This is a genomic window from Bartonella sp. SL320, assembly GCF_059687635.1.
Window position 1 is genome coordinate 410,690 of sequence record NZ_CM185143.1, and the last position, 21,855, is coordinate 432,544.

The window sequence follows — 21,855 nt, forward strand, 5'->3', positions numbered from 1 at the left end:
CATAGAATCAATAGATACTAACAAGATTGTTGATAAAACAATACCTAAAACTTGGAAGGGTTTCTGAGGGCTGGCTATAGGGCGCGCCGGGTTATGCTTTAAAAGGCTTGTAGGGATGTTTTTTTGTGGTGGTGGTGTTTGAGGGCTTGTCGTGAAGGCTGAAACTTTAGAGTTTAAAAACTTTTGAGTTCAAAAAGAACAGTGGTCTTACAAGGTGCTCTGTTATTGGTTTGTAAAAATCTTGAAAAATAGAAGAGCCTTCTTTTGAATGACCCTTGACCTTTTTTAAGCTGAATAAGCGTGTTTTTAAGATTTTTTTATTGCAAATCTTTTTAGAGCGCCTCAATTTCTTTTTTGTCTGTCATAAAATGGGGTTAGGGGGAAATTTTTGAGAAAAGAATAAATGGGAAAAGAATATCTTTTCATGAATATTTCCAAAAGGTTGTTTTCGTGGTGGTGGTGAGGTTTATCGTAAAGGCAGGTATGGCTGTCTGTGACAATGCCGGTAGGGAGGCATGGGATATGGATAGGGAGGCGGATACGGCGAGTTGTGGCGATGTGGATAGGGGGGGCGGATAAGGAGCTTCGTGGTGGTGCGGATAGGCTACCGCAGAGGAAGGTCCGTGTAGGCTCGTCTTTAGGGGTGAGGTTATCCATGGTGGTGTGGAGAGGGGGCGTGGTGGTGGTGAGGCTTATCCGTGTCTTTAGAGGTGAGGCTGTCTGTGGAGGACATCATTGCATAAAAGATACGTGATCAATAAAAGTGTGAGGTAAGGCATAATTGTCACGCAATATATGGCTCTAGATGCTTTTGAAAGTCGTAAAACTGCATTAAAAAGTAGCAGAAAAAGAGATAGCAGATTGGATATTGTTTTTTGGGGATATTGGTTGTTTCTTTTATGAGCTTCATTCCCTAGGCTGTATTCCAGTTTCAGAGATTGTTCAAACAGAACGACACGAATAGGCTTGCTTCGGTCTGGAAGATATCTGGAAGATAAAAACGGATACAGCGTGTTATGGACGAAGACCTTATTTATCTCAAATATATAGATGCGTTGGGCTTGGATATTGATTAAAAAGCAGCAGAAAAAGAACGAGCTTTATTCGGCTGGGGTGATAGGAGCGCGGGGGTGAGGTTGGCTGTAGGTGGGCGCAAGATCATTCGTTTGAATAAGTGTGTTTTTAAGATTTTTTAATTGCAAATCTTTTTAGAGCGCATCAATTTCTTTCTTACCTGCCATGAAGCGAGGTTAGGGGGAAATTTTTGAGAAAAGAACAAATGGGAAAAGGATATCTTTTCATGAATATTTCCAAAAGGTTGTTTTCGTGGTGGTGGTGAGGTTTATCGTAAAGGCAGCTAGGGCTGTTTGTGGCAATGCCGGTAGGGAGGCATGGGATATGGATAGGGGGGCGGATAAGGAGCTTCGTGGTGGTGAGGCTACCGCAGAGGAAGCCCCGTGTAGGCTCGTCTTTAGGGGTGAGGTTATCCATGGTGGTACAGAGAGGGGGCGTGGTGGTGGTGGATAGGTTTGTCGTGGTGGTGCGGTTGGTTCGCAGAGGAAGGGGGCTTGTCTACGGGGTAAGTTTGTTCGCAGAGGCATATGGAAGGGTGGTGGCGGACATATTTTATTAAATTATTAAAGCCGTAAGCGTGATAGATTTTATAGAGGGGGCTGACTATTCATCAGGTGGGGGGATATTCCTTTTTATGTGCGACTTTGCAAAAGAGGCTAGGGTATTTTGAGAGGTGTTTTTTAAAAACAGCGCTTGGAGGGGGATTACGGATATGGATAATGATTGTATTTATGGAGCGCTCTTTTTGATGACAATATTCTAGGGGTTTTATTTTAGGGATTGTATTTTAAAGATTATGCCTGTTCTCATAAAAGAGCAATAAACAGTTGCGTAAAAGGCAGAACCAATGAAGGGAAAAAATTCAACGAGGGATCAAGAACTGTGCTCTTTTGTTCTTGAAGAGTCATTCCTTTCTTATAAAGACCATATTATTATAGGTCTTATCGCTCTTCTTATCGAAATTTGTCATGAGAGTCTTTTGATCCCCTTGAAATTCAAGTGGCCGTTGACCGCAGCTCAAGATAGCACTTTGTTAGCACTTTTTATACTGCGTGAAGTCATCATGGTTTGTGTGTTGGCCTTATTGCCTGTGTTAGGGGGGCTTTATCTCATCTTAACGCATTTGTTGAAAAAACAGCTTCAGCAGTTGGATGAGATTCTACGGCAACGGGGGAAAATAACGGGGGAAAATAACGGGGGGCAAAATAATCGGTCAAAGGACGATAGAGAACAAATAAGCCCTTTTTTTATAGCCTTCTTTTGCTTCATCGTTTTATTGACACTGTCTTTTACAGCGGGGATTATTATGCTCATTTTAGAATTTTATTATTTTGTTTTCAGGCGCGTGAAAATGTATTATCGCGTAAAACGAGAATTGAAACATGTGAGACAAAAGGCGAACAAAGCGTTTGGGTTGTAATTGTGAGGGGAAAAAGCCGTGAGGGGAAAAAGCTCATGTGTTGTAGCTTGCGTGACAAAGAATGCGCAAAGGGGTGCGTTCGGCAAAGAGAGGGAAGAAGCCTATGGTCGTTTGTGATAAGGAGGGTGCTCTTATCATTTGGCATGTAAGAGTGTGTTTTTTTAAAGCGGGGTGGTTTACGCGAAAACACAAGAAAGAGTATACCAAGGAAGAGTATGCCTTGCGTTTTTTGTGCTGCTGAAAAAGAGTGCTGCTGAAAAAGAGTGGGCATGAGAAAAGAAAGGCGCTTGTTGTGTAGGCAAGAGCCATGAAGGGGAAAAAATCAACATTTTATAACGGACTACGCTCTTTTTTTGAAAAAGAGTATTTTTCTGTGCGAGAATATTTTGTCATTTGTTTTCTTTCACTCTTTATTGAGTTGTGGAACAGAATTTTTTTCTCTCCTCCTTGGAAAAAGGGAAGTTGATAGGATGGCAGGATACCTTTTTTTTCTCTTTCGTATGTGCGTTCTGGAAAATTATTACCGTGTGTGTTTTGGTTTTGATCCCTATTATGGTGATATTCTGTATCATATTTTGGCATTTGTTGGTCAAAAATACGCGCCAATTGAACAAAATCAATCAGCAACGGGGTGCAATAACCACGCACCAAAAAGATTGCTATAAAAAGGGCGTGAAGATAAAAATGGACGAGCTTCTTGTCTTAATATTTGTTTTCGTGGTGATGTGGTTTGCTGTTGTTCCCATGATGATTTTGGAACTTTATTATGGTGTCTTTAAGCAGGTAAGAAAATATTGCTGTTTAAGAAAAGAACTAAAAATCCTAGTGAAAGAACAAGATACCGTGTGTGAGAAGTCATAAGCAAGGAACGAATGGTTCATTATGGGGGCAGTAAGCATCTATGGGGATTGCTCTTTATAACATTTTATCTCTGAGATGTTGGGGGAGCTTTATGGAGCTTTATGGTTTGCTCTAAAATATTGTTCTCAAAGGTGGGAAGAAAGGTAAGCATTTGGGGGTAAAACAGCAAAATTGTGGACTGTCATGGATTAAAGCCATGTGAGATCTAGAGCGTGGAATTGAGAGCCTCTAGAGCCTAGAGGAAGAACTTGGTGTTTGATTTCATCTTTTGACTGGATGTTATCGTTTGAAATGTAAAGAAGGTAAATGAGAGCCGTTTGGGATTGTTTGAAGCTCTTTGGCTTCTGAGGTTTTTATCTTCTTGAAGTCGTCGCTTGTCGCGCTTTCAAGACCGCTTCAATGTGGGGATATGAGGACAGAATCTTTAGGGTGTTTCCTTCGTATTTTAAGACGCCTTGTTGCTCGAAGCTTGGAAGTAAATTCTATAGAAGGCGAGGATGTCAAGAAATCTGCTTGAAAAAAAGGCGAAATTGTGACTATTGTCAATAGATTAACGCGGTTTGAAAGTCTTTTGTGTTTGAGGTGTGAGGAAGGCAAGAGGGGGCAGATACAAAAAGAATATGATGATTTTTATAATGACAAAAACCATAAACCGTCTGTGCACTTTTCTTGATCCCGGATTCCGGTGATATTGAGGGGGGCGCGCATTATCATTATGGCGTAAACTGAAAAAAGATTCAAAAACGAGAAAAAGTAATTTCTGTATGAGAGCTTATAAGCTCTCTAGTATGCGGGCTTTGTCAAAGAGTTAAGAGGGGAAAAATGAAGGAACAAAATTGGGCAGCAGAGCAAGAAACGCATCAAGCAGCACATTCTTTTTCGTTGCAGCAAGCGTTGCTTTCAGCAAAGGATTATATCGTTATTTTCGCTCTTGCTGTTCTTATTATCATGTGGAGAATGATTCTAGAAATACCAGATGTCTTAAATTGGCAGCTGACAGGGTGGCAATATGCCGTGCATTTCGTTCTGTTTAGAACAACATTAATCATAATGGTCGGTGCCATTCTTTTTATTCCGTTTATATTTCCAGTGCGTCGTAACCTGACGAATGAATTGCAACAAAATATTCAGAAACTAGAAGAAGCAATCCGTATGCGAGAGTACATAAACGCTATGTCGCATGGGCTTTAATAAAAAGGTAAGGGGGGAAGAATGAACAGCAATCCTATCGCCGTACTTTTCTTAGATCTCGAGTTTTGGGTAATGGTTGCGGTTTTCCTGATCATTATCATGCTGGTTTTGGCTTTTTATGCCTCTGTCTTTAAACGAGTGAAAATGAATTCCCAAGTGAAAGGTGCGCTGGAACGAGTGCTTTACGAAAATGATCTGGCAAGGCAGCAGTTTTGGAAAGATGAAGCTGAGGTGCTCGAGACGCGTTTACAACAAAAGGAAAAAGGTAGTACGGAGATGAAAGAACCCTTGGTTAATGATGATGAAATTCTTACGATGGAAAGTGCAACAGCGCTGTTAAAAAGCTTGGGGTGGTCCGTGGAATTGATGCAAAAAGGGGATCATGTGGCCATACTCTTTTTGCCGGATCGCGAAGTGCAGTTTCTCTATAACGAGAAACACATCGAAGAATTTTCCCCCTTTGATCGTGGACTTGTCGTGATGAGTGGTATTTTTGCCGCGGCTTGTTGGACGATTAATCCTCATAATTCTGGTGTTTTACCAATGGTATTTATGAATTTTGTGCCCAATGGATTAGAAATTTTTGAAGAAAAAGTGCGTGCCCAGCGTTTCAAGAAAGAACTGGACAAAACTTTAAAATGGGCAATGGAAGGTGATTGTTTGCATGAAATGTTTCGTTCTCAATATAGCATTCCACCTTGGGAAAAAGATTCTTTAGTGTGGTCTGAGGGTGAAGCTGAGGCAGCTCCTTATGCTCTGCTGCATCTTGCTGCTCTTGCCTTGCTGGGGGATGTGGAGACGTTAGCTTCTTATGATGAAAGTTTTTCGGTAGGCAAGATGCTTGGCTTTGATGAAACCATTGAAAAAGTCCATTTGGAACGCGCGATGGTGATGGCTCAAGAGGTGAAAAAGGCAGGAAAATTCAGTTATGATCTGCTGGAACAGGTGGCAAAGATCTTTTCCATAGAAGTGAATGGCTATCAACTTTTTAGAGTGAAAGATCTTAATTTATGTCATAAAAAACGAGCGTTTCATAAAAAAATAGTCGAGGAGAAAAAACAAGAATTAAGAAAACAAGGATATGTTGTCAGTGATGAACCAATCGTCATAGAAGCAGAGGGGATAAAATATGCGCCTGATATTACCTATATCAAAGATGGTGAGCCTGCATTTATGGATATAAAAATTGATTAATTCACGCACTTGTTGAAGAAAATCTCTCTTATTAAAAAAATAAGCATTGTTGTTAAAAGAAGGTAAGGCTTGTTAAAAAAAGCATAAGTCTCATGATTGAGAAGCTTTTACACCAAAGCATCATAAAAGCATAATGCACAATACAAGTATAATAAAGGGCCTACATAATAAGGGTCTTGAAAAATCAAGAAAAACAGCATGTTATTAAAAAAAATAAGCTGAAAATAATGTGTTATCTCAAAATAAGGAGATAAGGTTAAGGGATGGTTAGTTTGTTCCTTTTTGTTTAGTCTATTCTTTTTTAGAAGAAACGCTTTGTTGATGTGAAAAAAGCCTTCTCGAGATGAGACGTTATTCTACTGAATAAAAAAATACATACTTAATACATCATGATGAACTTGGTAAAATACCATATAGTTTAAATGGGATGATATTTTATACATTCTAATGCTTTTTGTAAAAGTGTGTTTTTTTATAAAAGTGTGTGATGAATATTTGCGGGCACGATTTGTCTATAGGGTTGCTTTGTCCATAAAGCGCATGAAAACATTATCACGGTGTGGTGATTAAAGCGTGCCATAGGCACAAATGCTTTAGGAAAAACGAGATTTTTTTACAGAAGTGACCATAGGTTAAGAAATTTTGTTCTTTTGGGTGGAGAACTCTTTTCGATGGAGAACATTGAGCACCATTATCTTTATGCTTGATCAGGAGCATGCCGGCATCAGCTTTATAATTTTTTGTCTTTGAGTATTACGGAATCTCCCTTTGGCATTTCTCAACGATTCATGAAAAAGCCTTTTTATTATACCTTATTATACCGTTTTTTATCCAGATACGCATTTTTATGCGTACACTCATGCCGCTTGTCGTGTGCAAGAAAATGATTCTGATTGATTTACCATGAGAGAGAGTGGATATGAGAAAATCTTACGGTCTTCAGGACTCTCAATTCAAGTTGGATAACGTTCGATATATCTATATAAATCAATGTCTTGCTGCATTATGACACAATAATCATCCCTTGAGTCGTGTGGGGAGGGGGATGAAAATTTTAGAGTGCTTTCTTCGTATTTTTAGGCACTTTATTGGTCAAGGTTTAGAAATTAATCGAAATTAATCTATGGCGTGGTCTATAGAGAAATTTGTTTGAAAATAAAAAGGGGTTTTCTGGAAGAACTAGGGGAACAGGAAGAACTAGAAGAAAAAGCTGAATAGAGCGAAGAAAAAGCTGCATAGAGCAAAGCTGCAGATCCTTGTTCATTAAAACGGTGTTGGAAATGGAAGATCGTGATAGGGGCATTTTATGTATTGTAGGGGGCTTATTTGGGGCTCTTTTTGCCTGATTGCAGCTTGGAAATAAAGCTCATTGAAGTATTGAAGTGGGGCGGCATTTTCTTAAAAACAACAATATTGGCTGAAAAATTGGCTGAAAAAAGAGCAAAATTGTGGCGCATTATTGATCAAGGTTGTAGGGGGGCTGTAGGGGGATGAATGCTGAAAGAGCCTGAGATCGGGAGTCTTTATCATTTAAGAAGTGGGGAAGATTAAAGGAAGTTTAAAGAACGTGTTGTTCTTGGGTGTGTAAAAACACAATACAAATTAAAATAAAACAAAGGCCCTATATTCATAGGGCCTTTTTATTTAATTTTTTATTGTATGGAAAATGTATATAATTTCATTCCAAATACTTTTTGTATTTTATACTCTGGAAGAAACCATCTGCAGAAAATACATCATCAGTGAGCCTAAAAAACTAGCAATAGCGTTTAATAAACTTTTACCTTTTGCATACATATCATCTATTGATGCTTGTTCTGATGCAGTTCTATTTGCTGTTTTCTGTATATTCAATGTATCCAATGGGCTACTTACTTGTTGGAAAAACTGTAAAGGTGTTTTTTCAACAGTATAAGGAGCAACAATAGGAGAGGGCTGTTGATTGACTATACGATCAGACTTTTGAATTGCAAGCGCTAAACCACTTGTAATTGCCCCCGCTATGAAAAAATATCTGATATTCATAGTTCTTCTCCTATATTTATTTCCCTAAATAAATATCGATATGTATCATATATAGATTCACTTTAAATGACTATAGTAAAAATACAACAGTCATAAAAAAGAATAAAGTTTGCCTACAAATTGACAAAATTTACACTTAATTGCCTTAATCAATTCTTTGAGATTCTATTTTGTGGATATGTAAAAAGCTTACAAACTCTGTCCGGAAGTGGAATCGCGTAAGATAAATGGCAAAAGAAATACTCATGAATTTTTTATGCCATTAACCAAAGATTTATAAAAACGAGGGTTCATTAAGAGTAAAAAGTGATGAGAGTTACGTCAGACCCGTAAGGGGAAGGGTGCACGCATTGAGGGCTTGCGTGCATCCTCTAGGGTTTGAACCATGCCTCTCTTTTGAAAGGGAGGTATGGGCTCGCTTGAGGGGAAGGGTGCACGCATTTGAGGGTTTTGCGTGCATCCTCTAGAGTTTGGATAGAGGCCTTTATGAAGGCAGGCCTTTATCCCGAGGGGAAGGGTGCACGCATTTGAGGGCTTTGCGTGCATCCTCTAGAGTTTGGATAGAGGCCTTTATGAAGGCAGGCCTTTATCCCGAGGGGAAGGGTGCACGCATTTGAGGGCTTTGCGTGCATCCTCTAGAGTTTGGATAGAGGCCTTTATGAGGGCAGGCCTTTATCCCGAGGGGAAGGGTGCACGCATTTGAAGGGTTTCGCGTGCATCCTCTAGGATTTGGATAGAGGCCTTTATGAAGGCAGGCCTTTATCCCGAGGGGAAGGGTGCACGCATTTGAGGGTTTCGCGTGCATCCTCTAGGATTTGGATAGAGGCCTTTATGAGGGCAGGCCTTTATCCCGAGGGGAAGGGTGCACGCATTTGAAGGGTTTCGCGTGCATCCTCTAGGATTTGGATAGAGGCCTTTATGAAGGCAGGCCTTTATCCCGAGGGGAAGGGTGCACGCATTTGAGGGGTTTCGCGTGCATCCTCTAGAGTTTGGATAGAGGCCTTTATGAAGGCAGGCCTTTATCCCGAGGGGAAGGGTGCACGCATTTGAAGGGTTTCGCGTGCATCCTCTAGGATTTGGATAGAGGCCTTTATGAAGGCAGGCCTTTATCCCGAGGGGAAGGGTGCACGCATTTGAGGGGTTTCGCGTGCATCCTCTAGAGTTTGGATAGAGGCCTTTATGAGGGCAGGCCTTTATCCCGAGGGGAAGGGTGCACGCATTTGAAGGGTTTCGCGTGCATCCTCTAGGATTTGGATAGAGGCCTTTATGAAGGCAGGCCTTTATCCCGAGGGGAAGGGTGCACGCATTTGAGGGGTTTCGCGTGCATCCTCTAGAGTTTGGATAGAGGCCTTTATGAAGGCAGGCCTTTATCCCGAGGGGAAGGGTGCACGCATTTGAGGGTTTCGCGTGCATCCTCTAGGATTTGGATAGAGGCCTTTATGAGGGCAGGCCTTTATCCCGAGGGGAAGGGTGCACGCATTTGAAGGGTTTCGCGTGCATCCTCTAGGATTTGGATAGAGGCCTTTATGAAGGCAGGCCTTTATCCCGAGGGGAAGGGTGCACGCATTTGAGGGGTTTCGCGTGCATCCTCTAGAGTTTGGATAGAGGCCTTTATGAGGGCAGGCCTTTATCCCGAGGGGAAGGGTGCACGCATTTGAAGGGTTTCGCGTGCATCCTCTAGGATTTGGATAGAGGCCTTTATGAAGGCAGGCCTTTATCCCGAGGGGAAGGGTGCACGCATTTGAGGGGTTTCGCGTGCATCCTCTAGAGTTTGGATAGAGGCCTTTATGAAGGCAGGCCTTTATCCCGAGGGGAAGGGTGCACGCATTTGAGGGCTTTGCGTGCATCCTCTAGAGTTTGGATAGAGGCCTTTATGAAGGCAGGCCTTTATCCCGAGGGGAAGGGTGCACGCATTTGAGGGCTTTGCGTGCATCCTCTAGAGATTGGATAGAGGCCTTTATGAAGGCAGGCCTTTATCCCGAGGGGAAGGGTGCACGCATTTGAGGGGTTTCGCGTGCATCCTCTAGAGTTTGGATAGAGGCCTTTATGAAGGCAGGCCTTTATCCCGAGGGGAAGGGTGCGCGCATTTGAGGGGTTTCGCGTGCATCCTCTAGAGTTTTGGATAGAGGCCTTTATGAAGGCAGGCCTTTATCCCGAGGGGAAGGGTGCGCGCATTTGAAAGCTTTGCGTGCATCCTCTAGAGTTTTAAAACCATGCCTCTCTCTTTTGAAAGGGAGGTATGGACTGGTTTAAGGGAAAGGGTGCATGCTATTTGAGAAGATTTGCATGCATCCTCAAAGAAAGACATATTCTATAAACGATAGAGAAAGTCCAAGAGATGTATTTTTTTATTTTATTCTTATCGGTTGTTACATTTGTTACAGATACTCACTTTTACTCACTTTGTTTTCTCAATACTTGAGATATTCATAAAAAAGACTCGCTAATTCATTTATTGTGAAGGAGACTAACGAGTCTACAAAAATTAAGATATTTTTGTGCCTTTTTTTTGTTTTTTTTGTGATTTTTTTGATCATACAAGATCTATAAGGCATTTTTCTCCCCTTTGGCTTTTTGTTTTAGCCAAAGATATTGGCTTAATATTTCATTTATTTCAATTGGTTAAATATTATATATGAAAAAATGATGCTTCATCAGATAGCATCATAAATCGTATCAATATAAAGCGTATCAATTTTTATTTTTTGAGAGCAGGAAGCGCGATAAGGGACTCTATTTTTGCTTTATTGCAATTTAAGCGGGAAGAAAATACTTGAATATGAACAGTGATGAGTCTTTTTTCCTCTTTATCTTTCTTCTTTTTTCTTCTGTTGATTGAATGTTTTTGGAAAAATGGAACAAAGAAGGGGTAAGGCAATATAGCCTTTAAAAAAAAGCCCTCTGTTGGTAACAGAAGGCAATAATTTAAGAGAATTTCCAACATTGGGTGGTAAAAAATACCCAAAAATATGAATTAAAAAAAATCGTCTTCAATATATAAATTCATACTTAAAACCCGTTACTTTATGACTAACAGAGAATTGAAAAGAGAACAATATCAAAAAACAATTATTACAAAAAAGAAAACTTTGTTCTTTGTGTACGAAAGCTTTTTGTGTACGAAAGCTTAAAGAAGCGTTTTTTATGGAATGTTTATTGTGAAATTCAATGTCAATTCAGTGTTTGCAGATATGATGATGTATAAGAGAGATGATGATGCGCATCGTTACTTAAAATAATCAATAAATAAAGCACCTGATGATTATAGATTGGTAAGGTAGATAAGGGGCGTTGTCTTTTTTAAAAGGCGTACCTTTAAAACGCAAGTAAAGTGCGGGGTTTTATGAAGCGCAGGGTTTTATGAATTTTGCGTCAATATTTTTGTCTTATTGATTTATAAAGATAATTTATCATTTTTCAACGCGAGTGAAAGCCTTAAGCCCTGTGAGATATTCGCATTTCAAATCTCGCTTATACTGTATTTATCAAAATCATTTGTTTGCACGTCACAAGCGGGATGCGTTTGTGGGTCAAAATGAGAGAAGATAAGATATCGTTTTTCATAAATCGTTAAGAAATGCCAAGCTTTATAACATTGTTTTATTGTGACTTTGTTTTTTCATAACATTGGGGGTTATTGTGGCATTGGGGTTTATTGAGCATTTTAGGGCTTGTTAAATGCATGATGGTGTCGGCTGGAGGTGGGGCTTGGAAAGGCGCGCTTTGTGGAGTGCGGTGTTTGTGCGCTCGTGTGGGAGGCGTGGCTCGAGATGCGTGGGGAGAACAGCAGACTGAAAGGGGGGACGTGGTTATGGAGCGCTTTTTATGGTGCCGTGTGTAAAGAGGGGGGCGTGGGTCTTTATTTTTTTGTTTTTGGAGGGATGCTCATATATTTTCTTTGAGTGGCTTAATGGGGGAGTGGCTTAATGGGGGAGTGGCTTAATGGGGGAGTGGCTTAATGGGGGAGTGGCTTAATGGGGGAGTGGCTTAATGGGGGAGTGGCTTAATGGGGGAGTGGCTTAATGGGGGAGTGGCTTGATGGGGGAGTGGCTTAATGGGGGAGTGGCTTGATGGGGTTACACTCTTGTGTCCTTGGGAGACTGGAAAGGCGCGCTCCGCTGGGGTGCGGTGTTTGTGGGGTGTTTGTGTGCGTTTTTTTTAAAGGGGTGGGCAACATTCCTATGCTGCCCTGGAGGGGGATTATTCACAAGGTTTGCGGTTTGTATATCCCCAATGAAAGGCAAGTAAGTCTAAACAATCGCGTAAATGATCGGCAAGAGAGTTTTGTTTGCGTTTTGAAGAACTTAATTCTTTGATCGCTTGGCCATAGCCAATAACCCGCTCAAGCAATGAATAGCCAAGAATACCCAGTTGTCCTTTGAGGTTTTTTAAATGATTGGAGGCTTCTATTTGACGTTCAATAGGGTGGGTGGCACCTTGGCTACAAGAAACCTTTTCACGAGTGTAGTCAAGGCTCATGTGGAGATCTGCCTGACTGTGACGCCAGTAAAAATAAAAACGTTCTGCCGCTTTATATTGGGCCAGACTAATATGTCCTTTTGCATATAAAAGCGCAATGGGGTGGTTTTTTGCATTAACAAGGACTTTTATCGTACGCGGGTTGCTAGCGCTTTCTGGATGATTGGATTGAAAATAAGGATTACTTGTCTCAAAGGGGATTTCTTGTGTTTTTAGATGACCCATATTCTTTCCTTTCTCTGGTGCATCAATAAGGTGTGTGTGTTTTTTCTCTTGAGGGTTCATAACATCTCCTTCAAAATGATCGTTTTCGTTTAAAATTTTCGTTTAAAAAAACGTTGCCTGCTCTTTGGATAAATGTGGATAAAGAAGAGAGATTTCGCTGTGGCATGGCGCGTGAGGGGAGCGTGCACGGTTGTCTAGCGCTTTTTGTTGCACCGTGTGCGGAGCGCGCATGGTGTTGGGTATGGAGAGCGCGGGGAGCTGTGGGGTATGCGGGGCTCGTATTGCGGTTCGTATGTAAAGGGAACGGTGGGCTGATGCGGTTTGGAGCTGGTATGAAAGGGTTGGCATTTTGCGTTTTGAAAGGGTAAGAGCGGTGTTGATGCGGGGGCTTGTGGGGGCAGGTGGTCGTCTGGTGTTTTGTTGCACCGTGTGTGGAGCGTGGGTTTGGCATGTGTGCGGTGCGTGCGGGGTATTCAAGACGTGTTGGCATTTGGTTGAAGCGCAGGTCTCTGTTGGGGGCTTGAAGGAAGGCATTGCGGCTGTTTTCTTGGGTTACTGTTTTTTCTTGGAGGGCGGATCGTAAAGCGTGTTGGTGTGATGTGGGATTATTAGGGGCTTTCATATTTTGAAAATGGCATTCCAGGTAACGATGGGTTTGGTTTTTAAAAAAATTTCCTGCTGAAAATGTTGTCTGTTCCTTGGATAAAGAAGAGAGATTTCGCTGTGGCATGGCGCATGAGGGAGCGTGCACGGTTGTCTAGCGCTTTTTGTTGCACCGTGTGCGGAGCGCGCATGGTGTTGGGTATGGAGAGCGCGGGGAGCTGTGGGGTATGCGGGGCTCGTATTGCGGTTCGTATGTAAAGGGAAGGGCGGGATGATGCGGTTTGGAGCTGGTATGGAAGGGTTGGCATTTTGCGTTTTGAAAGGGTAAGAGCGGTGTTGATGCGGGGGCTTGTGGGGGCACGTGGTCGTTTGGTGTTTTGTGGCGTGTGTGTGGAGCGGGGCCGTGTGCGGGGTATTCAAGACGTGTTGGCATTTGGTTGAAGCGCAGGTCTCTGTTGGGGGCTTGAAGGAAGGCATTGCGGCTGTTTTCTTGGGTTACTGTTTTTTCTTGGAGGGCGGATCGTAAAGCGTGTTGGTGCGATGTGGGATTATTAGGGGCTTTCATATTTTGAAAATGGCATTCCAGGTAACGATGGGTTTGGTTTTTAAAAAAATTTCCTGCTGAAAATGTTGTCTGTTCCTTGGATAAAGAAGAGAGATTTCGCTGCGGCATGGCGCATGAGGGAGCGTGCACGGTTGTCTAGCGCTTTTTGTTGCACCGTGTGCGGAGCGCCGCGTGGTGTTGGGTATGGAGAGCGCGGGGAGCTGTGGGGTATGCGGGGCTCGTATTGCGGTTCGTATGTAAAGGGAAGGGCGGGATGATGTGGTTTGGAGCTGGTATGGAAGGGTTGGCATTTTGCGTTTTGAAAGAGGTTTAGGGGGGGGTGATGTGAGCATGTTGGGCTTCTGGTGCTTTGTGGCGTGTGTATGGAGGGGGTGGTGGAGTGCATGGGGCTGGCGTGTGCTGTGCGGGGCTCGTATTGCGGTTCGTGTGTAAAGGGAAGGGCGGGCTGATGCGGTTTGGAGCTGGTATGAAAGGGTTGGCATTTTGCGTTTTGAAAGGGTAAGAGCGGTGTTGATGCGGGGGCTTGCGGGGGCACGTGGTCGTTTGGTGTTTTGTGGCGTGTGTGTGGAGCGGGGTCGTGTGCGGTGCGTGGGTTTGGCATGTGTGCGGTGCGTGCGGGGTATTCAAGACGTGTTGGCATTTGGTTGAAGCGCAGGTCTCTGTTGGGTGCTTGAAGGAAGGCATTGCGGCTGTTTTCTTGGGTTACTGTTTTTTCTTGGAGGGCGGATCGTAAGGCGTGTTGGTGTGATGTGGGATTATTAGGGGCTTTCATATTTTGAAAATGGCATTCCAGGTAACGATGGGTTTGGTTTTTAAAAAATTTCCTGCTGAAAATGTTGTCTGTTCCTTGGATAAAGAAGAGAGATTTCGCTGCGGCATGGCGCGTGAGGGGAGCGTGCACAGTTGTCTAGCGCTTTTTGTTGCATCGTGTGCAGAGCGCGCATGGTGTTGGGTATGGAGAGCGCGGGGAGCTGTGGGGTATGCGGGGCTCGTGTTGCGGTTTGTGTGTAAAGGGAACGGCGGGCTGATGCGGTTTGGAGCTGGTATGGAAGGTTTGGCATTTTGCGTTTTGAAGGGGTAAGAGCGGTGTTGATGCGGGGGCTTGCGGGGGCACGTGGTCGTTTGGTGTTTTGTGGCGTGTGTGTGGAGGGGTGGTGGAGTGCGCAGTATGGCATGTGTGTGGTTGCGTGGGGGGATGTGTACTGTGGAGGGTACGGTTGTGTTGTTTGGGGTGCTTGGGGTGTCTTGGATTGTCTTGGGGGGCGCGCGCGTGTTCGTGTGGGGGGCCTCCCCGTGGATCTTGAATAGATTTGAATCTTGAAAAGAGGGGGGCTTTGTTGCATGGTGGTTTTTCCTTTGCATGACTTGATGGGGGAATAATTTGATGAGACAGTGGTGTGATGGCGGTATGACTTGATGGGGGAGTGGCATGATGGTGCGCGGCGTTTTTGTCTTTAGAAGATGGGTGTTTTTCTGCATTGTGCTTGCTGTCTGTGGGGCTGTTTATGTGCAAATGCAGGATCTTGGGATGACGTGGGGCGTCTTTTTACGGGCTTTGGCATTTTATGGGACGTCCGGCATTCTCCTTATGGTGGGTTATGAAGTACTGCGGCGGCGTGGGGTAACGAAGGGGCAGTTCTTCAAAATGGCGTTGTTTGGCTTCATTTTGGCCCTTGTCTCTCAGTTTATTTATAAGCAAGCTGAGCGTGTTGGTTTGTCTTGGCTTTGGTTTTCCAATAAGGGGGTGTTTAGTGTCCTTTTGGGGCTTGTCTTTGGTTTTGCTGGGGGTTTTGCTGCTATCCTTGCAAAGCGCCTTGGGGTGACTTGGTTTGATTTTCTTTATGTGGGGGGAAGCGTTCGGTTGTTCCGCGGGCCTTGTTATGGAAAAGAATAGCTGTTGGCTTCATTGTCGCCTTTTGCCTCATCTGTGCTTTTGTCGCAGCCCAAATATTTTGGTATGACAAGGAGCAAATGTTGGGGCTTGTCTGTATAGAGTCGTGTTTTCAGCATTTGTAAATGGCTGGAGGGGGGTAAATGGAGCATGGGGGTAAAGGGAATATGGGGACGAATGGTATATGGGGGGTAATGAGATATGGCTGAAATTGTCCTTGGATCTTGAAGAGAGGGAGCTTGCATTGTGGAGGGGTTCCTTGTGTGATTTTGTATGAGTGCGATTTTGTATGATTTTGTATGACTTTATGGGGGCGTGCGTTGATGTCACTTAATGGGTTGTTTTTGCTGTTGTTGGTCTGCATTTTGGTTGTTGGCTTGGCTTTTCTTTATAAGGCTGCCGCGCGTTGCGGGGTGAGAGGATGGCTGCCTTTTTGGAGATGGGTGGTCTTTTATGGCGTCATGGCTCTTTATCTTGATTTTGCATTTGCGGGGGGGTTTATTTCCGCAGATGATGTTAGAAGCGGCGCTGTGAGCGGGGCGTTATTGTTGAAGGGGGTGGTGTTTTCTTGCATGTTTGCCGCTGTTTTGGGTGTGATGCATTTGGGTGTAAAAAGTCTGCCTGTGGCTTGGGTTGAGTTTGTGAAGGCGGTGGTGTTTTGTTGCTTGATAGGGGGTATCCTGTGGCTTTTTGCGGTGGGCGTTAGAGATATGGATCGTATCAGGGGGATATTCTTGACGGTGTTGGTTTGTGCTGTAGCGTTAAAACTGCTCTTGAGGTTCTTTGTACGCGCGCATCGCGATACGGTTGGGGTGTTGTGGCTTTTGGATTTACTCCTGCTTGGCTGCATTATGGGATTGATCTTGTTCTTTGTTTCTCTGGGAGCAGAGCATCTGGGATTTGACTGGCTTTGGTTCTCGAATAGGGATGTCTTGACCTGCATTTTTGTGCCTCTTTTTCTTTTTATTAATCAGACAGTGAAGTCTGCATGTCGTGAAGGGGAAGGCGTGTTTTAAAAAAGTGGTGGGGCGTTAAGAGCGTGGGGCGCTTAAAGATACTGGCGGGGTAAGGATTGTTCAAAAGAACAGCGATAGCGATAGGTTTGGGGATCAAACCACAGACCTACTTTGCCTTCAAAATCGCCAGAACGTTGTTTGGCAATATTCATAATGACACCGGGACGTTTGACTAAATCGGCTTTTTCTGCTGTCAAAGAGGCGGCAAAAATTTTATCTTCTAAAGACCGATTGCGCCAAATGGTGATGATGTTAAAAGCATTGGCACCAATTTCTGAGGCGCCTTTAATATCTTCTGTTCCAGGGATATCTTTATCCAGCCCCCCTTTACGGGCATGCGCGACAAGATGAATATGCACATTGTTTAAAACAGCCCAATCAACCATTTTATAAACTGCTTGTTCTTGTGCGGCATAATCATCCGAGGCAATGCCAAGCCGCATGAGACTGTCGATAATAAATTGATCGCATCCATAGCGCGCACGACAATAGTCAAAGACATCCAGCAGGGTCTCAACGTTTGATTTGCCAACATGTTCATAAAGGATAAGCCCCTCGTCTAAAAAATGCAAAATGCGTTCAATGGTCTCTTTTGTCGGTTTTTCTAAGCCGCCCGTTTGTTTGGTTAAACGCCGGAGTGATTGTTCTCCTTTCATTTCTAGAGAGGCTAAGCAAAGACGACTGTTTTGCGCAATCCAATGGGGAATACAGTCAGATAACAATTGGCTTTTGCCGGCACCACTGGCGCCGCTCCATAGCGTTAATTCTGCCGGGCGAAAATGGAGTTTTCCTTTAAGTTTAGGATAGGGAACCGTATAGCCAACATGTTTTTCAGGCTCTGGCCAAAAAAGCCCAATGACTTGATCTTTATAGTCTGAGGCGCGCCGTAAGCCTTCTGGTGCAAAGCATTGAGCAGAAGCAAAAGCCGCTTTTATGGTGGCTGCATCAATCCCTTCGGTTAAACACTCATTGGCATCTTTGAGAGGTAAACGCACACGGTAGCAACGATGACGCCCAAGCCTGCTGGCAATTTCACGGGCGGCTTCTTCTCCGGGTTGGTCCATATCGGTGGCTAAAAAAATGGTTTCAAAAGCTTCTAAATGATCAAATTCATTTTCAATCCAATTGTGTTTGCCACCCTTTCCACCGCCAAAGGGAAGTGAGACCGTCGGATAGCCATAGGCCGCAAGCGATAGCGCATCAATTTCCCCTTCCGTGATGACAATTGTCCGGTTTTTGGAAGAAAGCGTGGGAAACGTCGTGTGATTTTTGAGTGCCTGCGTGCCGGTGTGGTCTGTGGCTGTGGGTTGAGAGGTGTGTGTGCTGGCGTGGTTTGCGGTTGCGGGTTGGGGTGCGTGCGTGCCGGTGTGGGTTGTGGATGTGGGTTGGGGGGGGTGTGTGGTGGTGTGGTTTGTGGCTGTGGGTTGAGAGGCGTGCGTGCCGGTGTGGGTTGTGGATGTGGGTTGGGGGGTGTGTGTGGTGGTGTGGTTTGTGGCTGCGGGTTGGGGTGCGTGCGTGGCGGCGTGGTCTGCGGCTGCGGCTGCGGGTTGAGAGGCGTGCGGGGTGGTCTGGGTTGTGGCTGCGGGTTGGGGGGTGTGTGTGGTGGCGTGGGATGTGGCTGTGGGTTGGGAGGTGTGTGGGGTGGTGTGGTTTGCGGTTGCAGGTTGAGAGGCGTGCGGGGTGGTCTGGGTTGCGGCTGCGGGTTGGGGTGCGTGCGTGCCGGTGTGGGGTGTGGATGTGGGTTGGGGTGTGTGTGTGCTGGTGTGGTCTGCGGATGTGGGTTGGGGTGCGTGCGTGGTGGTGTGGTTTGCGGCTGCGGGTTGGGGTGCGTGCGTGCCGGTGTGGGTTGTGGTCGCGGGTTGAGAGGCGTGCGTGGTGGCGTGGGTTGTGGCTGCGGGTTGAGAGGCGTGTGTGCCGGTGTGGGCTGTGGGCGCGGGTTGGGGGGTGTGCGTGCTGGCGTGGGTTGTGGTCGCTGGTTGGGGGGTGTGCGTGGCGGCGTGGTCTGTGGATGTGGGTTGAGAGGCGTGCGTGCCGGTGTGGTTTGCGGTTGCGGGTTGGGGTGCGTGCGTGCCGGTGTGGGTTGTGGATGTGGGCTGAGAGGTGTGTGTGCCGGTTTGGGTTGCGGCTGCGGGTTGGGGTGCGTGCGGGGTGGTGTGGTTTGTGGCTGTGGGTTGGGGGGCCTGCGTGCCGGTGTGGTTTGCGGTTGTGGGTTGAGAGGCGTGCGTGGCGGCGTGGGTTGTGGGGTAAAGGGCTTGCCAACCAAATAAAATCGGTTCACATTGGGCGGCTGTCGGTTTTGTTTTTGCGCCTGCTTGAGCGAGACGTTCTTTGACTAAAGCAAGGGTGCCATCGGGTTTATAAAAGGGGAAAATGATTTTTTCGCCGTCTTCTCCTATGCGGTAGCGCTTTATCACCTCGAGAGGGATATGGCGTTCTTTGTGAAGATAGTTTTTGACGAGGGTTTGTGGAGAGCGTCCTTGAGGCATCGGTGGACGGCGGTAGGAACGTTGGGGCGCCATAAAGGGTTTGGGGCGTGTCAGATTAAGCGTTGCGCGTGCTTCTTCTAATACTTGAGAAAGGTTCATGCCTTTGACTTCACACCAAAGGTCTAAAAGATCGCCTCCAATACTTTCGGCAAAATCATACCAAAGCCCTGCTTTACTGCCGCTTAAGCAAATCGATAAACTTTGACCGGGCTCACCGCGTGTGTTGCCAACAATCCAATGGTTGCCACGTTTGTGCCCTTGGGGAAGAAGCATTTCTGCGATCCTCTCTGCTTGGGTGGTAAGTTTTTGTTTGATTTCAAAAATTGTACTCATGGTCATTGGTGATCTTATTCGTTTTTCTCAAAAGGATTGTTCTTGCTGTTCGATTGTGCGGAAAAATCCGTTGTGCTATGGCGTTTGGCTTATCTTTTTGAAAAGCTCCACTCTTGGGCTTTTCAATCGGCTTGTCTGCGTGGAAAGCAGCGCCCTTGCATAAGGAGAGCGGCGGTAGGGCATGGTGTGTGCGTGAAAGGGAGGGGGGCTGTAGGGTGGTTTGCGGGTATTGTGGCTTGTTCTTTGTTGGAAGTTTTTAAAACGGTTATATTGATATTTGCTTGTGCGATAAGTTTTTGTTTGATTTCAAAAATTGTACTCATGGTCATTGGTGATCTTATTCGTTTTTCTCAAAAGGATTGTTTTGCTGTTCTCGCCATGAGATCAGATGGCGAAATTTGTTGTGCTATGGCGCTTGGCTTGTCTTTTTGAAAAGCTCCACTCTTGTGTTTGCTCAAGCTTCTAAGAAGGTGGTTTTTTTTGAATAAAAGCGGTGGTTTTGTGTTGGCAGCCGGTGTGTGCTGAGGCGTTGTCCTTTATGTGGATGAGATAGACGGGGCATACAGAGATGTTTTCCGTATTTTGTGGGGTGCGCGCTGTTGCCTATTGTTTAGGGGCTTTCCCCCGTGTGAAGAGAATGGGCATTTTACGGCTTTGAAATGTTGGTTGTATGCAGCAAAAAATGCGTTTTTTGAAGCGAAAATAACGTGCCAATCGTCACAAAACTTTTTGGTTTGCCAATGGGCTTGGCTCTCACGCAAACCTTCTAAAACAGCTGCCTTGATATTTGTTTGCCGGCTGGGAAAGCATCGTCCTTGTATGAGAAGAGCAGTGAGGCATGGTGTGTGCGTGAAGAAGAGGGTGGAGCGGCTTGCGGGTGTTGAGGCTTGTTCTTTGTTGGAGGTTTCCAAAGCGGTTGTATTGATGTCTGTTTTCCTGTTGGGGAAATAGCGTCCTTGTATGAGAAGGGCGGTGGGGCATGGTGTGTGCGTGAAGAGGGTGGAGCAGCGTACGGGTGTTCTGTTCCTTTGAGAAGTAAAGATGAGGCGTGTGGGGTGCGCGCTGTTGTGAGAAAAGCAGACTGGGAAAAGCCTTTGGCTGTGGCTGCGTGCAGGGGTGTTTTTATCCCCGTTATTTTGTTCCGTGTGGTTTGGTTGGATGTGGTTTTGCCTGAAGTGGTTTTTTTTGTGCTTTTGAAACATGTGTGCCCCCGCCTTTGTTTGAAATTGTTCGTGTGGTGTCAATCATCGTTGGTATTGTTGGCATCGTTGGCATCGTTAATCGTCGCTATAGTTGATCAGACTGCGGTAAAGGTTTTCGTTTTCTTCAGAAAGATTTTGTGAGTTTGCCTGTTTTTGCTGTTCTAGCCGTTCGATCTCACGGCGAAACCAGTTGCGCCATGTGGCTTGCCAATCTACTTTAAGCGCTTCTTTACCGCTCTTGGCTTGCCAATAATCGCGAAACTTTTTGGCTTGCCAATGGGCTTGGCTTTCACTTAAACCTTCCAAAACAGCTGCCTCGATGTCTGCTTGCCAAGTTTTGGGAAGTCGGTGTCCTTTCACAAGGGCTGTTGAGACAGTGGGGGGCGTGTTGGAACAAGCTGACTTGGAAGAAGAGCGAGAGGCGTTTTTTTTAGTTTTTTCCACAGCAACAGTGGGGGTAAGAGTGGCCGATGGCGCATGAGCGCTATGGAGATTTGCTTGGGGAGCCTTGAGCGAGCCGGTGTTTTGTTCTGTTTCTTTTGGAGAGTGTTCCGTTGCTGGAGGCGAAAAAAAAGCCGAAGAGGGATTGCTTTGTTCAAGACTCTCTTCGCAGGAAAGACCAGGGTCTAATTTAGAAAATAAAACTTGTTTTTCTAAAACACCGATAGGTGTTTTCTTTTCTTCTGCCTTTTGAGTTTCTGAGCTTTGTGAAACATCTTTTGTCCGCTCGTTCAGCACTTGTTGTATCTCAGCATTGATTTTCTTGCGCTTTTTAGCCGAAGAACGCCCCGCAAAGGATTTTTGTTCAAGCAATTTTTCGCGCTCTTGAAAAACATTTTCGCAACGCTGGTTCCATAAGCCATTGGCTAAATTTAAAATTTTTCCCTCTTCAATGAGCATTTTTAAAACATTAACAAAAGTTCGCTTGTCACAACCACAAAGACGCGCTAAACGTTCCTCCGATATCTCTAGAGGACGACCCCGTGCATACATTTCATTGAGAAGAATCGTATAAATTCCAATCTCGTGCGCACGCATGCCACGAACACCCCCTAGAAAGTCATTTTGATACCAACAAACATAAGGAAGTCTGGACGATTCATAATGAGGAGCTTCTTGTTGATGAGCGTGTTTCATACGACAATCTACTTTCTTCTTTCTTAAACGACAAGTTTTACTGACGATAACAGCGCAAACAGAAAATGAATTTGTGTGTGGTTCTGTTTGATGATGGGAACTTCTTTATAACGTTTATAAATGCGTGTGTGTTGATAAGGATAGGCAAACTTA

Annotated in this window: 23 protein-coding genes; 17 read left to right on the forward strand and 6 right to left on the reverse strand. The window is 44.9% G+C overall.

What is annotated here, in order from left to right; all coding sequences use genetic code 11:
- Positions 1–450 precede the first annotated feature (450 nt).
- The 4 genes from AC6ER8_RS01685 (at position 451) to AC6ER8_RS01700 (ending at position 2,494) form a co-directional block, all read left to right on the forward strand.
- Positions 451–579, forward strand: coding sequence for a hypothetical protein (locus tag AC6ER8_RS01685; protein ID WP_497078815.1), 129 nt, complete (start codon positions 451–453; stop codon positions 577–579).
- The gene (locus AC6ER8_RS01690) at positions 551–754 is read left to right on the forward strand and encodes a hypothetical protein (RefSeq protein WP_497078817.1); all 204 of its coding nucleotides are present in this window, start codon (positions 551–553) and stop codon (positions 752–754) included. The genes AC6ER8_RS01685 and AC6ER8_RS01690 overlap by 29 nt, the downstream gene beginning before the upstream one ends.
- A 572-nt stretch (positions 755–1,326) precedes the next feature.
- On the forward strand, positions 1,327–1,527 hold the full coding sequence (locus AC6ER8_RS01695; protein ID WP_497078819.1) for a hypothetical protein: 201 nt from the start codon (positions 1,327–1,329) through the stop codon (positions 1,525–1,527).
- Positions 1,528–1,921: 394 nt separating this feature from the next.
- Positions 1,922–2,494, forward strand: a complete 573-nt coding sequence (locus AC6ER8_RS01700) for a hypothetical protein (RefSeq protein ID WP_497078821.1) — start codon at positions 1,922–1,924, stop codon at positions 2,492–2,494.
- Positions 2,495–2,824: 330 nt separating this feature from the next.
- Here AC6ER8_RS01700 and AC6ER8_RS01705 read toward each other — a convergent pair whose 3' ends face one another.
- A complete protein-coding gene (locus AC6ER8_RS01705; RefSeq protein ID WP_497078823.1) occupies positions 2,825–3,142 on the reverse strand; it encodes a hypothetical protein in 318 nt (105 codons plus the stop codon).
- Between the two features lie 1,035 nt (positions 3,143–4,177).
- Between AC6ER8_RS01705 and AC6ER8_RS01710 the strand changes: the two genes are divergently transcribed.
- The 3 genes from AC6ER8_RS01710 (at position 4,178) to AC6ER8_RS01720 (ending at position 7,234) form a co-directional block, all read left to right on the forward strand.
- Entirely contained in the window at positions 4,178–4,546 is a 369-nt protein-coding gene (locus AC6ER8_RS01710; RefSeq protein WP_497078824.1) for a hypothetical protein, read from the forward strand.
- Positions 4,547–4,567: 21 nt separating this feature from the next.
- Positions 4,568–5,740, forward strand: a complete 1,173-nt coding sequence (locus AC6ER8_RS01715) for a DUF6990 domain-containing protein (protein ID WP_497078826.1) — start codon at positions 4,568–4,570, stop codon at positions 5,738–5,740.
- Between the two features lie 1,338 nt (positions 5,741–7,078).
- Positions 7,079–7,234 carry a hypothetical protein gene (locus AC6ER8_RS01720; protein ID WP_497078828.1) on the forward strand — a complete coding sequence of 52 codons (156 nt, stop codon included), beginning with the start codon at positions 7,079–7,081 and terminating at the stop codon, positions 7,232–7,234.
- Positions 7,235–7,441: 207 nt separating this feature from the next.
- Here the strand turns inward: AC6ER8_RS01720 and AC6ER8_RS01725 are convergent, their stop codons facing one another.
- Positions 7,442–7,765 carry a hypothetical protein gene (locus AC6ER8_RS01725; RefSeq protein WP_497078830.1) on the reverse strand — a complete coding sequence of 108 codons (324 nt, stop codon included), beginning with the start codon at positions 7,763–7,765 and terminating at the stop codon, positions 7,442–7,444.
- A 4,200-nt stretch (positions 7,766–11,965) separates the two neighbouring features.
- The gene (locus AC6ER8_RS01730; protein WP_497078832.1) at positions 11,966–12,529 is read right to left on the reverse strand and encodes a hypothetical protein; all 564 of its coding nucleotides are present in this window, start codon (positions 12,527–12,529) and stop codon (positions 11,966–11,968) included.
- A 74-nt stretch (positions 12,530–12,603) separates the two neighbouring features.
- Here AC6ER8_RS01730 and AC6ER8_RS01735 point away from each other — a divergent pair, with 74 nt between their 5' ends.
- From AC6ER8_RS01735 to AC6ER8_RS01775, 9 genes are all read left to right on the forward strand, one after another.
- Complete coding sequence (locus AC6ER8_RS01735) at positions 12,604–12,837, forward strand: hypothetical protein (RefSeq protein WP_497078834.1); 234 nt, start codon at positions 12,604–12,606, stop codon at positions 12,835–12,837.
- Positions 12,838–12,870: 33 nt separating this feature from the next.
- Positions 12,871–12,993: a hypothetical protein gene (locus tag AC6ER8_RS01740; RefSeq protein ID WP_497078836.1), complete on the forward strand. Its 123-nt coding sequence runs from the start codon at positions 12,871–12,873 to the stop codon at positions 12,991–12,993.
- A gap of 221 nt (positions 12,994–13,214) precedes the next feature.
- Positions 13,215–13,400 (forward strand): hypothetical protein, encoded by a 186-nt coding sequence (locus AC6ER8_RS01745; protein WP_497078837.1) that lies wholly within the window; start codon positions 13,215–13,217, stop codon positions 13,398–13,400.
- Positions 13,401–13,895: 495 nt separating this feature from the next.
- Positions 13,896–14,069, forward strand: coding sequence for a hypothetical protein (locus AC6ER8_RS01750; protein ID WP_497078839.1), 174 nt, complete (start codon positions 13,896–13,898; stop codon positions 14,067–14,069).
- 51 nt (positions 14,070–14,120) lie between these two features.
- Entirely contained in the window at positions 14,121–14,285 is a 165-nt protein-coding gene (locus AC6ER8_RS01755) for a hypothetical protein (protein ID WP_497078841.1), read from the forward strand.
- 133 nt (positions 14,286–14,418) lie between these two features.
- Positions 14,419–14,718 carry a hypothetical protein gene (locus AC6ER8_RS01760; RefSeq protein ID WP_497078843.1) on the forward strand — a complete coding sequence of 100 codons (300 nt, stop codon included), beginning with the start codon at positions 14,419–14,421 and terminating at the stop codon, positions 14,716–14,718.
- A gap of 5 nt (positions 14,719–14,723) precedes the next feature.
- On the forward strand, positions 14,724–14,945 hold the full coding sequence (locus tag AC6ER8_RS01765) for a hypothetical protein (protein ID WP_497078845.1): 222 nt from the start codon (positions 14,724–14,726) through the stop codon (positions 14,943–14,945).
- Positions 14,946–15,066: 121 nt separating this feature from the next.
- Positions 15,067–15,531 carry a hypothetical protein gene (locus tag AC6ER8_RS01770; RefSeq protein WP_497078847.1) on the forward strand — a complete coding sequence of 155 codons (465 nt, stop codon included), beginning with the start codon at positions 15,067–15,069 and terminating at the stop codon, positions 15,529–15,531.
- Positions 15,532–15,851: 320 nt separating this feature from the next.
- Positions 15,852–16,544, forward strand: a complete 693-nt coding sequence (locus tag AC6ER8_RS01775; protein WP_497078848.1) for a hypothetical protein — start codon at positions 15,852–15,854, stop codon at positions 16,542–16,544.
- A 32-nt stretch (positions 16,545–16,576) separates the two neighbouring features.
- Here the strand turns inward: AC6ER8_RS01775 and AC6ER8_RS01780 are convergent, their stop codons facing one another.
- Entirely contained in the window at positions 16,577–19,363 is a 2,787-nt protein-coding gene (locus tag AC6ER8_RS01780) for a toprim domain-containing protein (RefSeq protein ID WP_497079707.1), read from the reverse strand.
- A 42-nt stretch (positions 19,364–19,405) separates the two neighbouring features.
- Between AC6ER8_RS01780 and AC6ER8_RS01785 the strand changes: the two genes are divergently transcribed.
- Positions 19,406–19,795, forward strand: coding sequence for a hypothetical protein (locus tag AC6ER8_RS01785; RefSeq protein WP_497078849.1), 390 nt, complete (start codon positions 19,406–19,408; stop codon positions 19,793–19,795).
- 699 nt (positions 19,796–20,494) lie between these two features.
- On the opposite strand, the gene AC6ER8_RS01790 is transcribed toward AC6ER8_RS01785, so the two are convergent.
- Positions 20,495–20,638 carry a hypothetical protein gene (locus AC6ER8_RS01790; protein ID WP_497078851.1) on the reverse strand — a complete coding sequence of 48 codons (144 nt, stop codon included), beginning with the start codon at positions 20,636–20,638 and terminating at the stop codon, positions 20,495–20,497.
- A 2-nt stretch (positions 20,639–20,640) separates the two neighbouring features.
- Positions 20,641–21,702, reverse strand: coding sequence for a YdaU family protein (locus AC6ER8_RS01795; protein ID WP_497078853.1), 1,062 nt, complete (start codon positions 21,700–21,702; stop codon positions 20,641–20,643).
- Positions 21,703–21,855 lie beyond the last annotated feature (153 nt).